Annotated in this window: 16 protein-coding genes; 3 read left to right on the forward strand and 13 right to left on the reverse strand. The window is 49.1% G+C overall.

What is annotated here, in order from left to right:
* Positions 1 to 137: 137 nt before the first annotated feature.
* From DS743_RS08350 to DS743_RS08380, 7 genes are all read right to left on the reverse strand, one after another.
* On the reverse strand, positions 138 to 317 hold the full coding sequence (locus DS743_RS08350) for a hypothetical protein (RefSeq protein ID WP_035184062.1): 180 nt from the start codon (positions 315 to 317) through the stop codon (positions 138 to 140).
* Between the two features lie 92 nt (positions 318 to 409).
* Positions 410 to 562, reverse strand: coding sequence for a hypothetical protein (locus DS743_RS08355; RefSeq protein ID WP_181406065.1), 153 nt, complete (start codon positions 560 to 562; stop codon positions 410 to 412).
* A gap of 32 nt (positions 563 to 594) precedes the next feature.
* Positions 595 to 1,359 (reverse strand): ABC-2 family transporter protein, encoded by a 765-nt coding sequence (locus tag DS743_RS08360; RefSeq protein ID WP_035184063.1) that lies wholly within the window; start codon positions 1,357 to 1,359, stop codon positions 595 to 597.
* A complete protein-coding gene (locus tag DS743_RS08365; protein ID WP_035184064.1) occupies positions 1,356 to 2,102 on the reverse strand; it encodes an ABC-2 family transporter protein in 747 nt (248 codons plus the stop codon). Before DS743_RS08365 ends, DS743_RS08360 begins: the two co-directional genes overlap by 4 nt.
* Positions 2,099 to 2,923, reverse strand: coding sequence for an ATP-binding cassette domain-containing protein (locus DS743_RS08370; RefSeq protein ID WP_035184065.1), 825 nt, complete (start codon positions 2,921 to 2,923; stop codon positions 2,099 to 2,101). The genes DS743_RS08365 and DS743_RS08370 overlap by 4 nt, the downstream gene beginning before the upstream one ends.
* Positions 2,924 to 3,061: 138 nt before the next feature.
* A complete protein-coding gene (locus tag DS743_RS08375) occupies positions 3,062 to 3,910 on the reverse strand; it encodes a helix-turn-helix domain-containing protein (RefSeq protein ID WP_035184066.1) in 849 nt (282 codons plus the stop codon).
* Between the two features lie 63 nt (positions 3,911 to 3,973).
* A complete protein-coding gene (locus tag DS743_RS08380) occupies positions 3,974 to 5,449 on the reverse strand; it encodes an MFS transporter (RefSeq protein WP_035184067.1) in 1,476 nt (491 codons plus the stop codon).
* Between the two features lie 299 nt (positions 5,450 to 5,748).
* Here DS743_RS08380 and DS743_RS08385 point away from each other — a divergent pair, with 299 nt between their 5' ends.
* From DS743_RS08385 to DS743_RS08395, 3 genes are all read left to right on the forward strand, one after another.
* Positions 5,749 to 7,104, forward strand: coding sequence for an ATP-binding cassette domain-containing protein (locus DS743_RS08385; RefSeq protein WP_035184069.1), 1,356 nt, complete (start codon positions 5,749 to 5,751; stop codon positions 7,102 to 7,104).
* A 9-nt stretch (positions 7,105 to 7,113) separates the two neighbouring features.
* A complete protein-coding gene (locus tag DS743_RS08390) occupies positions 7,114 to 7,782 on the forward strand; it encodes an energy-coupling factor transporter transmembrane component T family protein (protein WP_072544262.1) in 669 nt (222 codons plus the stop codon).
* Between the two features lie 130 nt (positions 7,783 to 7,912).
* Positions 7,913 to 8,278, forward strand: coding sequence for a pyridoxamine 5'-phosphate oxidase family protein (locus DS743_RS08395; RefSeq protein WP_002877735.1), 366 nt, complete (start codon positions 7,913 to 7,915; stop codon positions 8,276 to 8,278).
* Between the two features lie 64 nt (positions 8,279 to 8,342).
* Here DS743_RS08395 and DS743_RS08400 read toward each other — a convergent pair whose 3' ends face one another.
* From DS743_RS08400 to DS743_RS08425, 6 genes are all read right to left on the reverse strand, one after another.
* The gene (locus tag DS743_RS08400; RefSeq protein WP_003611927.1) at positions 8,343 to 8,684 is read right to left on the reverse strand and encodes a hypothetical protein; all 342 of its coding nucleotides are present in this window, start codon (positions 8,682 to 8,684) and stop codon (positions 8,343 to 8,345) included.
* A gap of 98 nt (positions 8,685 to 8,782) precedes the next feature.
* On the reverse strand, positions 8,783 to 8,977 hold the full coding sequence (locus DS743_RS08405) for a hypothetical protein (RefSeq protein WP_231128247.1): 195 nt from the start codon (positions 8,975 to 8,977) through the stop codon (positions 8,783 to 8,785).
* Positions 8,978 to 8,995: 18 nt separating this feature from the next.
* Positions 8,996 to 9,118 (reverse strand): hypothetical protein, encoded by a 123-nt coding sequence (locus DS743_RS08410; RefSeq protein WP_257786108.1) that lies wholly within the window; start codon positions 9,116 to 9,118, stop codon positions 8,996 to 8,998.
* A gap of 228 nt (positions 9,119 to 9,346) precedes the next feature.
* Positions 9,347 to 9,826, reverse strand: coding sequence for a 23S rRNA (pseudouridine(1915)-N(3))-methyltransferase RlmH (rlmH, locus tag DS743_RS08415; RefSeq protein WP_003620648.1), 480 nt, complete (start codon positions 9,824 to 9,826; stop codon positions 9,347 to 9,349).
* 499 nt (positions 9,827 to 10,325) lie between these two features.
* Positions 10,326 to 11,609, reverse strand: a complete 1,284-nt coding sequence (locus DS743_RS08420) for a S1C family serine protease (protein ID WP_035160882.1) — start codon at positions 11,607 to 11,609, stop codon at positions 10,326 to 10,328.
* A 94-nt stretch (positions 11,610 to 11,703) separates the two neighbouring features.
* The gene (locus tag DS743_RS08425) at positions 11,704 to 12,501 is read right to left on the reverse strand and encodes an MBL fold metallo-hydrolase (RefSeq protein ID WP_035184071.1); all 798 of its coding nucleotides are present in this window, start codon (positions 12,499 to 12,501) and stop codon (positions 11,704 to 11,706) included.
* Positions 12,502 to 12,506: the final 5 nt, after the last annotated feature.

A 12,506-nucleotide genomic window follows, 5' to 3' on the forward strand; every position in this document is an offset into this window, starting at 1 on the left:
AGAATCGTTTTTTTAAAAAAATTGCTGGCTTACCGTGAAAGCGGCGATGACCGAGAAATCAATGCTTATTTAAAATCTCTAACTGAAATTGGCTTAAGCAATTTGGTAAGTGAACTATTGGATTATTGGGGTAGCGTTTACTGATAGCCATTGCCACTCAGCCTAGGCGTTACAATTTGACCTTCAAAAACCAGATTGAAGCGTTCAAAATGAGGTATTAACGACTGAACGAGTACAAAGCCCGGATCTTCTTTCACCACTCGATAATAAATTTTCCTGCCTTCTTGTCTAAACCTCTCCCTCTCATAGCTGATCATCTGGTCAACTTCTTTTGCATATATATCATATTGACAAGATCACGCAATATTGGCTTTCCTAAGAGATGCCATTAGCCGTGATCTTTTTTACTCTACTTAACTACTTCTGTTTTAACATTGCTTAATTGGTCAGATAATTCTTTCGTACTGCTCATTAAAGCGTTGAAGAAGTTTAATTCTTCATCATTTAAGCCTTCCACAAGAAATGGTCCGCCTTTCGTTAATTCAGTTCTAGTACGTCCCATATCGCAACACCTCCTTTCTAGATAGCCATTTCTCAATTAGCCGATGAATAACGCCTCAGCCCCCGCTGCCAAAACTTAACCGAGAGCCAGTAAAGGATGGGCAAAAAAACAAGCAGATACAAGAGCAGGCTTTTTCCCCGTCCTAGCAGCCAGTACACCGGCAAATTGCTGACTAACAAAAGTGGAATGATCCAGGTAAAAAACTGTTGAATGACTCGCGGAAAAATCTGTTTCGGCCGTCCGGCTAAGCTAACCAAATCTTCTACAATCCCTCCCAAAGCCGTCAGTCCTTCAAACCAAAAGAGCAAGGTTAGGCATAATTGGTTCAAAATGAAAATCAAGGCTGCTGGTAAGATGACCATGCAATTGATCAGCATAATCTGGCCAAAACTAGCCCCTTCACGAGTAAGGTAATAAGCCAGTAGTCCAAGCGAAAGCAGCAAGTTGAAAAAACTTGGAATATCCAAACTTCTGCCAACCGCCAGCCAGTAACTCGAACTTGGCCGAATCAGCAGATAGTCGAGGTTACCTTCAAGAATGTCTTCACCTAGTCCTTCATGGCCCAAAATGAAAAACAAATTGTAAAGATAGGTCGCGCTATTCATGAAACTGATCATGACGTAGTAGCGGTTCGCTGTCCAGCCAGCCAAGTTCTCACGCTGACTAAAATAAATTTGCCCCGCAAGTAGCTCAATCAACAGAAAGACAGTTGCCAAAAGAAAAGTAATAATGCTAGTACCGCGGTAAATCATAAACTCTGCCAGACTTTGCCGCCAAATAGCCTTGATCTTTCTCATGCTCCTGCCCCCTCGAAAGTTTTAATACCTTTTTTGAACAACGTTTTTTCCAGCAGCACGCTAAGAAACAGCCAGCAGCAAACAGCCAGACAATTTGCGAAAAAATCGCGCCAGTCTGTTGTTCCCGTCAACAAGCGGGCAGGAAAATCCGTCACCAAAGAAAAGGGATTGTACTTCAAATATTGGTAAGCCGGGCCTAATAAATTCAAAGGAAAATATAATCCTCCTAGCAAGAGGTAAACTGCGTTAATCCCACTTCTAAGCGGCCACATATTGATCAACCAAAAGCTGAGCATAGCTAGGACCATCATCAAGCTGAAAAACATCAGACTGCTCAAAAACAGGTAGATCAAGAGCAAAAACACTGGTCCAGCGCTTTTTAACAAAAACAGAAGCAAGATCAAATACAGCAGCAATAGTGGCGTCTGCAGGCCTAAATTGTAATTGAACAGGTACCAGTACAAAGATAATGGCCTGGTTAAATAGAGGGAAAGATTCCCAGATTCGACCATGTCCGCGAATTGGAAAACCGGCCCGGTCGTAAAAATCAAACTAATCAAATTGGTTGCCAGCAGATAACAGGCCATTTGCTGAAAGTTGCCGGACTCTGCCAAGATAAACTTCCACATTAAAACCGTAACCAGCAGACTCGCCAATTGCAGGACCAGCTTCATAATCATATTAGCCCGGTAGATCAAACTGTTTTTTAAGCCAAGATAATAAACAGGCAGATATCTTTTCATTGTTTCTCTCTTTGATATATTTTCAAGATAACCTCTTCGATTGATATTCCACTTTTGCTTAAAGAAATGATCTGTTCCGGCTGAAACTTTTCCATCTTCACAAAAAGCTGCTGAGGATCATGAATGATTTCTTCACGCACGTCAGCCTGATCATTGATCCAGTACTTCAAGCAATAGCTATCAGCATGATCGATCTGAAGAGGCAATTTGTTCAAGCTGTCATTAAAAATCAGCTCCCCTTTGCTCAAAATCAGCAAACGCTGGGCTAAGGCCTCAATATCACGGACATTGTGCGAAGTTAAAATAATCGTAGTCTGATGCAACCTGTTTTCTGTTTTTAAAAAATTGTAGATTTTCTCCTGGGTCAATAGGTCCAAGCCAATGGTTGGCTCATCCAGAAACAGATAGCTTGGTTCATGGATCAAGGAGCAGGCAAGTTCACAGCGCATCCGCTGGCCCAAAGATAATTTGCGGACCGGCGTTTTTACGATCTCGACAATGTCCAGCAAATCACACAATTCCCGCAATCTGGCTTGGTAACGGTCTGGCTTTAATTGATAAATAGCCGCCAGCATATTCAAAGTATCAACAGCAGGTAAGTTCCAGGACAGCTGCGACTTTTGCCCAAACATGACCCCAATTTGCCGCAACAGCTTCTTTTGATGACTTCCCGGAATGAGTCCCGCTACTTTCACGCTGCCACTGGTTGGCTGAATAATCCCTGTCAGCAGTTTGGTCAATGTCGTCTTTCCTGCTCCCTTTAATCCCGGTTCCTTGCTAAAAGTCCGATAATCAAAAGAAAGCTGGTCGATTTCAATCACTTTTCTCCTCATATTTCGTTAATAATTGTTTAACATTCTAGCGCTCAAACTGTTCCTGCATCCTTACTTTTCATATTTGAAAATTCCTGTTTTTTCATGCAAAAACCGCTGAACTTACAGTTCAGCGGTTTTCTATTTTCATAAATTGATGCCCTGCTGACGGAAGAGCTCCTTACGCTTGGCCGCCGGCGACATCCCGTAGTACTTGCCAAATTTTTCATAAAAGAAGGACTTGCCCCGGTAGCCAACCAGGCCGATGATCTGCTTGATCGACAGGTCTGGCCGGGCCAAAAGGCGGACGGCTGCTTCCATCTTCTGCTCGTCAACCAGCTCAATAAAGCTCTGCCCGGTCTTCTTTTTGACCAGGTCGGAAAAATAGTTGGGACTGAGCTGGTAGTAAGCCGCGGCATCCTTCACGCTGGTCGAGACATAGTTTTCACTAATATAGCGGCGGATCTCCCGCTCACTCAAGCTGCCCACTTCATTTAGTGCCCGCAAGGCCAGAGCCAGGGCAGTTAGCAGCTGGCTTTTGAGCAAGACTGAAGATACAGAATCGCTAGTCTGGTACTCATTCAAGGCCGCCAGGAAAGCCGCCCCAGCTGGCCCGTCAACCGCCACCCGGCCGTGGGTCCCTACTTCTTCAGCTTCTCCCAGCATGAGATCCTTTTTCAAGTCTTTCACTGAAAAAGCTTCTGGCAAGACAAGCTGGACTAGGAGCCCCTCTTTCAGACTGGCCTTGCAGTCCTGGCCAGCTGCCAGGAGGAACCAGTCACCGGGCTTAACCTGCCACTTTTTCTGGCCAGCCCGGAAGTGCCCCGTCCCCGCTAAAAGCAGCAAGGCAGTCAAAGAGTCATTCTTCCAGCCTTCAGCCTTGTCGCCTAGTAAAACAAACGTACAGGCCGCGGTCTGCCCCTTCCCCTTGCTCAGCGGCAGGGTGGCATCCCCCGCTTCCTGCAATTTTTTCTGCAGCTTGGCAATTTCAGTCATCAGCTCTCTCCTTTCCAGCAAAAACTTATCTTCTTTTTATCCTATACTGGGTCTTACCAGATTTTACCACTTGCCGGCCAATTTTTTCTCCCGCCAGCGGGCCCAGATGGCCAAAAGCAGAGACAGGAAGACCAGGATAAAGGCCGCCCAGAAAATCGCGTGAATAGCCCCGTAGAGGATATTCTCCATCTGGACCAAATCCTGCTTGGGCAGGCTGGCCCGGGTCTTGGCGTCTGACAAGTGGTTGAGCATGGACAAAGTGATCTTGCCTCCGCTAGCCTTGACCCCTTTAGCCAAGTGCTCATTCAAGATGACCCCGAAGACGCTGGAAGAAATCGCCATGGCCAGCGTCCGGATCAGGTAGGAGAAAGAAGTAGCAACCGGCACGTCCTGGCTTTCCGCGTCTTCTTGCACCTTAACCTGAAGCTGGTTGAACATGACCCCGTGGCCCCAGCCCTGCAGCATCCCGGCCAGCAAGATCCCCCAGTAAGGGAAATAGCGCGGAGCCACGGCCATAGCCAGGTAGCCTGCCGCCAAAAGCCAGCAGGTGGCCAGCATAACCTGGTAGGCTGACCAGCGCCGGCGCATTTTTTCCACGGACAAGGAGCCCAGCATGTCGGTAAAGGCTCCGGGAATCTGTGTCATCCCCCCGACCAGGGCAGTCGTGGCCATCAAGCCTTCAGCCCACATCGGCGCGTAGACGCTGTAAGCCGACATGGCGGCCCAGATCAAAACGAACAAAGTAAAGTCGACCACCAAGGGGATATTTTTGAACAAGCGGCCTGGAATAATCGGGTCCTCTGCCCGGCGCTCAATAATGACCAAAAGTCCGATGAAAATCAAGGCCGCCGCGAAGATCAAAAGCGCCGTGGCCAGACTGGCTGAACCCACCAGCTGGGTCCCCAATAAGAGGGCCACCACCCCAAAGGACAGGCAGATGGCCCCGCCTAAGTCGACCCTGCGAGCTGGCCGGTCTTTTTTCTCATCCAGGAAAAAGATCTGGATCAAAACGATGGAAATCAAGGCCACCGGGATGTTGATATAAAAGACCCAGCGCCAGGACAGGGCATCAACGATCCAGCCCCCAAAGAGCGGTCCTAAGATGGTGGCCGTGGTGAAGAAGGCAGAGACCATCCCCAGCACCTTTAGGCGCTTGTGGGCGTTTGGATAAAGGTCAGAGTAGATGATATAAGGAAGCGACACCATCCCCCCGTTGCCGATCCCGGCCAACAGGCGGAAGGTCAAGAGAAAGGACATCTGCTGGGCACAGCCCTGGAGCAGCGCCCCCAGCAAAAAGCAGGCAGCCGCGAGCTGGTAGGCCAGCTTGTTCCCCCGCCGCTCGCCTAATTTACTCCAAAGCGGCGTGGAAACAGCCGTCCCCAATAAGAAGATGGCCACCAGCCAGCCGGTATACTCAATCCCGTGCAAATCAGCAATGATCCGCGGCAAGGCGGTGTTGATGATCGTGTTGTCCAGGCCGGACATGACGTTTGACAACATCAAGGCCACGGTAATTACTCGTCTTCGTTGATCTGACATTTTTCTCTCCCACTAAAGTCTAAAAGTCTGTAATTCTAGGATACAACTAAAAAATTTTTCGTTAAAGCTACTTCCCAGATTATTTTAAGAAAAGTGCTATAAATCGGCATTTTCAATCAGTTTGGACAAAGTTTGAATTAGACAGGCCTTAGTAAATCCAATATACTAAAATAAGAATCAATTTGACGAATCAACGGGGTGCCGGAAGGCTGAGATGATACCCATGGAACCTGGCCAGGTAATGCTGGCAAGGGAAAATGTTGCTTATGGTCACCCCAGTTTTGAGGTGACTTTTTATTTTGCAAGCAGAACTGACAATTGACCACTTAACTTTTTCCTACGGGGACCGGGAGGTCATCCGCGACCTGTCCTTAACCCTGCCGGCGGGGACTTTTTCCCTCTTGATCGGGCCGACCGGCTGCGGCAAGTCGACCCTGTTGAAGATCATGGCCGGCCTCTACCCGAAATACGGGGGCCAGCTGACCAGCGGGCAGGTTTCTTTGGGCGGGCGAAGTCAGGCCATGATGTTCCAGGAAGCCGGCGAGCAGTTTACCATGGCCACGCCTAGAGAAGAGATTATTTTTGCCATGGAAAACCTGGGCAAAAGCAAGACAGAATTTGCGGACCGTCTGAAGCTGGCCAGCGAATTCGCGGAAATCGACTCTCTTTTAGACCAGAAGATCGTAACCATGTCCGGCGGGGAAAAGCAGCGGGTAGCCTTGGCCGTCCTGGTCGCCATGGACGTGGATCTTTTCTTATTAGATGAGCCTTTTGCCAGCGTGGATCCGGCGGCCCGCCGCTTCTTGATTGGCCGCTTGGCCAAGCTGAAAGAGCAGGGCAAGACCATCATCATCACCGACCACCTTTTTGACGACTACCAGGGCAAGGTGGACGGGGTCTACCGCTTCAAAGGCGAGCAAGTGGACTTATTGACTAAGGATGAACAAGCGCTTCTCCTGGCTACTGAGCCAATCGGCCTGCACTTCCCCCTGCCGGAGAACGAGCCAGCGGCTTTTGTCATGAAAAATTTCGCCATCAAGCAAGGCCGGCCTTTGCTTGAGCAAAAGGAATTAGCCATCCCCAAGGGGAAGGTGACCTTGATCACGGGGCCAAACGGCAGCGGGAAGAGCTCTCTGTTTAAGGCCATGACCAAGTTGCTGGACTACCAGGGGTCTTTGACCTGGGAGGGCAAGGAAGTGGCCAAGCTCAAGGAGCGGACCTACTTCCAGCATGTAGCCCAGATTTTTCAAAATGCAAGTGACCAGTTCATGGCCATCACCGTCAAAGAGGAGCTGGCTTTGAGCCAAAAGCACGCTTCCCCCTACTTCACTCCGGAAGTCTTAGACCAGGCCCTGGCTGACCTGGATTTGGCCGACCACATGGACCAGGTGGTCTACTCCTTGTCGGGCGGGCAGAAAAAGAAGCTGCAGATCCTCTTGATGCTTTTGTCGGGCCAGGAAGTGCTCTTGATCGATGAGCCTTTGAGCGGCCTGGACCAGAAGTCGATTGAGCAGGTCGTGCAGCTTTTGCAAAAGTGCCAGGAAAAGAGCGGGCAGACGATCCTGCTGATCAGCCACCAGTTCTACGGAATCAGCACTTGGTGCGACTACCACCTGCGTCTGGCCGGCAGAGAGCTGGCTTTTGTCCAGGATTAGGAGGAGAAAATGACTAAAAGCGAAATGAATCCCAGCTTGAAATTCCTGCTGACCTTGATTATTTCACTGGAGTTATCTTTTAAGGTCAGCCTTTTCAGCAATATCATCGTTATTGTTTTATCCTTAGCCTACCTCTTATACCGGCGGATCAAGCCTAAGGCCCTGAGCGGGATGCTTTTGGCAACGGGCTTAGCGGCAATTACCGTCTTTTCTTCAGGCTACATCTTCAGTGACCACCGCGACCTCTGGTATGCTTTAGACATCTCCAGCCGGGCCTTCGTATATACCTTCACCACGGCCTGCCTGACCATTTCAACCACGGCAGAAGAGATGGCCCGGTCGCTGGAGCAGAACCTGCACTTGCCGAGCAAGTTTGCTTATGGAACTTTGGCGGCTTTGAACATCATTCCCCGCATGCAAGCCGCGGTCAAGCAGATCCGGGTGGCAGGGATGATGCGGGGAGTCTACCTCTCCTTTTGGTCCCCGGTCCTCTACTTTAACGCGATTTTGGTAGCTTTAAACAGTGCCGACAACCTGGCCCAGGGGATGGAGTCCCACGGCTACCGGGAAGGCGCTCCGCGGTCCGTGATCGTTGAGGTGCCGCTAACTAACAAAGATTGGCTGCTCTTTATTATTGCGGTTCTTCTTTTGAATCTGGGCGCTTTTTTACTCCCGTAGAAATTGCAAAAAAATTTATTAAAAAAGCTATAAAATTGATCTAAATCAATTTCTTTTGCCTGGAGAAGGCCTATAATACTAAGTATCAAGAGAAGAAATTACTACAGTAAAAAGAAAGGAAATTACCATTATGAAGAAATTAGACGCTACTACTTTGACTGCTGACCAACAAAAGTTCTTTAACGACGCTTTGGCCTTCGTTGCTTCCGTTGACAAGGACGGCAACCCACAAGTTGGTCCTAAGGAATCATTGACTGCTTTGGACGACAAGCACCTGGTCTGGAGTGAAGTTACCTTCTCCCACTTGTGGGAAAACATCAAGAACGGCAGCAAGGTTGCTGTTGTAGTTGCTGACGTGCCAAGCCACACTAACGTACGCGTGCTCGGCAGCGTGACTATCCACGAAGGCGACGACTTCGCTAAGGAATACGCTGCTAAGGTTGGCAAGAAAACTGATACTGCCGTAGTAGTTGAAGTTGAAGAAATCTTCGCTTAATCAAATCAGCATAAAGAAAATGGCTTCTAGGAGAAAATCCTGGAAGCCATTTTTGTTTACTGTTCTATTTTTTCGCCCATAAAAGGCCACAGGCCAGGGCAGCGTAAAGCAAGTACCAGATGCCGATTGAGATGTACCCATGAATATTGAAGACAAAAATTAAGACGATAACCGCTAATGCTGCAGCAGTTACGTAGCCAACCGCCGGGCTGAGCTTGGTCAGGGGAATGATTCCCAAGAAAAGGGTCAGCAGAGTGATCGCAATCATGCCGACAATTGCCCAAGATACTGGACCAGGGGTGCCTAAGGCAAAGATCCACTGAACTGCCATGAACAAGGCTAAACAGATGCCGGCCAGCAGAAAGACGGTTTTGACGGCTGGCTTAGTTGCAAAGTTTTTCATCATAATCACGCTCCTATTTTTTAAAGGCTATTTACTTATATTGCAAGCTCAAGTTCTTCTTTTGAGCAGTGATTCTTGCTAAGCTTAATAACTTTTGCTCTTCACCCAAGCCAGGCCATCACGCAGCTGACCAGGCTGACGGCCAAGAGGATGCCGGCCAGCCAATGGTTAAAGACTGCCTTCCCCCGCCAGCGGTAGCTGACCAGACTGACCGCCAAAGCGACAACAGCCAAAGTCCAATACCAGGTCAAGCCAAAATACAGGCCTACCACCCGGTCAATTACAAGGCCCAGCAAAAGGCAGACACCAATTACTCAAGCCGCTGCAGGAGCCAGCCACTTGCTCAGCCAGGCTCCCAAAGCAGCCGCGGCAACGAGCAAAATAAAAGCATCATAAAAGCAGTTCTGTTGCCTGCCCATGACTGCCGCTAAAGGCATAACCGGAAGCCATCTAGCCAACTAAATTAATGATCAGCGACACTGCCGCTGCCGTCAAAAGCAAGTCATTGGCCAGCCACATGTAACGCTCTGTTTTAGTCATTTAAATCATCCCTTTCATGACTAAAATACTTTATTTAAACACTTTCACCCTAGATTCTAGCACTAGACTGATTCGTATATAAGCTCCTCCTGCTGATTTCCCAGGAGAGGCTTATACTTTCTATTCTACTTGTGGTAAGGACTGCCGGAGTTGATCATAAAGGCCCGGTAGATCTGCTCAATCAAAACCAGCCGCATCAATTGGTGGGGCATGGTCAGCTTGCCGAAACTGAAGAGGTCGTTGGCCCGCTTGTTGACCGCGTCACTGGTCCCCAGGCTTCCCCCGATCACGAAAGTAATGTCGGAATGCCCGTAGGTCCCCAGGTCCTTCAGTTCCTTGGCGAACTCTTCACTAGCCCGCTCTTTGCCCTTAATGGCCAGAACGTAAACATATTCCTTGTCCTTGATCTTGCTCAAGATCCGCTCGCCTTCCCGCTTCTTGACCTCTTCCATCTGGGCCGGGCTGAGGCTTTCCGGCGCCTTCTCATCCGGCACCTGCACGATCTCCACCTTGGCAAAGCGGCTCAGCCGCTTCTGGTACTCCGCGATCCCGTCCTTAAAATACTTCTCTTTTAATTTTCCAACGCAAACAATTTTGATATTCATAATGCCCCTATTTTACCATTTTTACTTCTATCCCCACAATTAACAGTTTATCAACCGCCTTTTTCCACAGCTGTGGAAAGGCCTTTTCTAGATCTAGTGGACTAAAGCCGAATTCTATCTAGGTCTAGCTTTTTGCAAAAAAATTTCTAAAATCCCGTGTAACCATTCCACAAACCACCTGTGGACTGGACCTTTTCACAAACAATCACCAAAAAGGCCCGGCCTGCCGCCTTGAACAGATGTTTTAACAAGCCTTTTACCTGTGGAACTTACACACAATCCACAGCTTATCCACAGTTTTTTTAGCGATTTTTACTCTGTTTTTTGCACAATTCACAGTCTTTTCCACAGGATTGGGGATAAAGTCTCCTTAAAAACTTCCCTTGACAAGAAATATATACGAACTTTACCTTCCTTTCACCCTGTTTTTGTTTTGAAAAAAAAAAAAAAAAAAATAATCCAGCAGATCTGCTGATCCACTGGATTATTTGTTCTTAAATTAGTTGCTTGCCTGCAGGGTTACCGTGAAGGTCATGGTCTTGCCATTCCGGTTGACCGTAATCTTGACCTTATCACCAACACTGTGGCTGTACAGGATGCTGTGCAGGGTGGCTACGTCGTTGACCGTCTTACCGTCAGCCGCCGTAATCACGTCGCCCTTCTTGATCCCGGCACTGGCTGCCGCGCTGCCTGAAGTTACGCCGGCCACGTACAGGCCCTTCTTCAGACTAGTTGAAATGCCCAGCTGCTTCTTGTAGTAGCTGTTCAGTTCATCAATTGCTGCTACCTTGATGCCCAGTTGCGGCCGGGTGATCTTCCCATTCTTGACCAATTGGTTGACGATCGTCACAACTTCGTTTGACGGGATCGCGAAGCCCATCCCTTCGACGGAGTCGCCACTGCTGGAGCTGGACAGCTTCATGGAGTTGATCCCGATAACCTGACCGTCAGAGTTGACCAGGGGCCCGCCGGAGTTACCGGAGTTGATGGCCGCGTCAGTCTGGATGACCGTCATCTGGTTGGAGTTGTAAGTGATCGTCCGGCTTGGTGAGGAAATGATCCCTTGCGTTACCGTAGACGCGTATTCATACCCTTCTGGTGAACCGATGGCAATCACCGTCTGCGCGGACTGCAGGCTGCTGGAGTCACCAAATGAAGCAGTCTGAGTCACGTACTTGGAGTCGATTGACAAAACTGCCAGGTCACTGGTTGAGTCCTTGCCGACAACCTTAGCGGCAATCGTCTTCCCGGAATCCAGCATAACCTTCACCTTGGCTGCCCCAGAAATAACGTGGTTGTTAGTGACGATGTAGCCCTTACCGTTTGCCGTCGTGTAGATGACCCCGGAACCCTCAGAGTACAAAGTCAAAGACTTCTTGGAGCTGGATGAGTCTGAACTGTCCGAGTCACCGTAACCAAATATACTGTAGATGTCAGAGCTTGATGATGAACTGGAAGTGTACTTGTAGTTCAAAACTGAAATAACCGAGTTCTTCACCTTCTTGTAGGCGGAAGTCATCGTCCCGCTGGTAGTCCTGGACTTGTTGACCTTAGTCGTGCCGCTGGATGAAGTCGTCACTGACCCGGTTTCACCAGTGTTGCTACTGCTTGAGCTGGCCGTGGATGATGAAGCATTGCTGTTCAAATTGGCTGCTGACAAGCCGCCGTAGGCAATCCCCCCGCCCAAAAGACCGGCAACGACCCCAATGATGGCCGCTTTAGTTAGCAAACGGTTGTTTTCCTTCTTGCGCGTGTTTCTTTGCTTATCTTGTTCTTCAGACATGGTTATCACTCCTTATCGTTGCCATTATCATATCCTAGCTTTTTGAAGTATATATGAACAAAACGTATTAATTAAAAGCTTTAAATCCTCTGTATTATAAATTAATTAAATAACTCGGCGTCATCGGCTCGGTATCGTGCAATTCCAGGTCACTGGCCACGTCGGCGTCTCTGGCCGCCAAAACCTCTTCCGCCACGTCCCGGGCCAAATAGTTTAAATTGTTCTGCTGGCTGCGGTGGGCCATGAAAACATGCTTGGTTTTAGAACTGATAACCCTGGCCAGAGTCTCAGCCGCCTGCTCGTTTGACAGGTGGCCGTGGTCTGACCGGACCCGCTGCTGCAGGCTCCAGGGATAGGGGCCGCTTCTCAGCATCAGGTCGTCATAGTTGAACTCGAGCAAATAAGCATCCGCGTCTTGAATCTCATATTCGACTTCTTCAGACACGTAGCCCGTGTCCGTCAAGCAGGCCAGGCGCTTGCCCCCGCTGGAAAAAACGTAGTACTGGGGCTGGGCCGCGTCATGGCTAGTGGCAAAAGCCGTCACTTCCAAGTCCCCATAGCACTTGGTCTGGCCCGGCTCAATCACATTGATCTGGTCTTTCGGCAGGCAGCCGATCTTCCCGGTCTCCTCCAAGTACTTCCAGGTGCCCGTGTTGCTGAAGGCATTCAGCTGGGGATAGCGGCGCATAAGGACCCCCATCCCCCCGCTGTGGTCGCCGTGGTCATGGCTTAAAAAGACAATGTCCAGGTCCTCGATCGCCACGCCTACCTTGGCTAAAAGCTCCTTGGTCTTCTTGCCTGAAAGGCCGGCGTCCATCAAAATCTTGTGCTGGTCAGTCATCAGCAGGCTGCAGTTGCCCGCTGATCCGCTCGATAATACCGCGAATTGCAAATTTT

Source organism: Lactobacillus leichmannii (assembly GCF_024701915.1).
In the GTDB taxonomy this organism is placed as follows: domain Bacteria; phylum Bacillota; class Bacilli; order Lactobacillales; family Lactobacillaceae; genus Lactobacillus; species Lactobacillus delbrueckii.

What these genes read in the sequence shown, in the direction of transcription:
- DS743_RS08350 (WP_035184062.1), bottom strand. Translation starts at nt 317, where the DNA reads ATGATCAGCTATGAGAGGGAGAGGTTTAGACAAGAAGGCAGGAAAATT.
- DS743_RS08355 (WP_181406065.1), bottom strand. Translation starts at nt 562, where the DNA reads ATGGGACGTACTAGAACTGAATTAACGAAAGGCGGACCATTTCTTGTG.
- DS743_RS08360 (WP_035184063.1), bottom strand. Translation starts at nt 1,359, where the DNA reads ATGAGAAAGATCAAGGCTATTTGGCGGCAAAGTCTGGCAGAGTTTATG.
- DS743_RS08365 (WP_035184064.1), bottom strand. Translation starts at nt 2,102, where the DNA reads ATGAAAAGATATCTGCCTGTTTATTATCTTGGCTTAAAAAACAGTTTG.
- DS743_RS08375 (WP_035184066.1), bottom strand. Translation starts at nt 3,910, where the DNA reads ATGACTGAAATTGCCAAGCTGCAGAAAAAATTGCAGGAAGCGGGGGAT.
- DS743_RS08380 (WP_035184067.1), bottom strand. Translation starts at nt 5,449, where the DNA reads ATGTCAGATCAACGAAGACGAGTAATTACCGTGGCCTTGATGTTGTCA.
- DS743_RS08390 (WP_072544262.1), top strand. Translation starts at nt 7,114, where the DNA reads ATGACTAAAAGCGAAATGAATCCCAGCTTGAAATTCCTGCTGACCTTG.
- DS743_RS08395 (WP_002877735.1), top strand. Translation starts at nt 7,913, where the DNA reads ATGAAGAAATTAGACGCTACTACTTTGACTGCTGACCAACAAAAGTTC.
- DS743_RS08400 (WP_003611927.1), bottom strand. Translation starts at nt 8,684, where the DNA reads ATGATGAAAAACTTTGCAACTAAGCCAGCCGTCAAAACCGTCTTTCTG.
- DS743_RS08410 (WP_257786108.1), bottom strand. Translation starts at nt 9,118, where the DNA reads ATGCCTTTAGCGGCAGTCATGGGCAGGCAACAGAACTGCTTTTATGAT.
- rlmH (WP_003620648.1), bottom strand. Translation starts at nt 9,826, where the DNA reads ATGAATATCAAAATTGTTTGCGTTGGAAAATTAAAAGAGAAGTATTTT.
- DS743_RS08420 (WP_035160882.1), bottom strand. Translation starts at nt 11,609, where the DNA reads ATGTCTGAAGAACAAGATAAGCAAAGAAACACGCGCAAGAAGGAAAAC.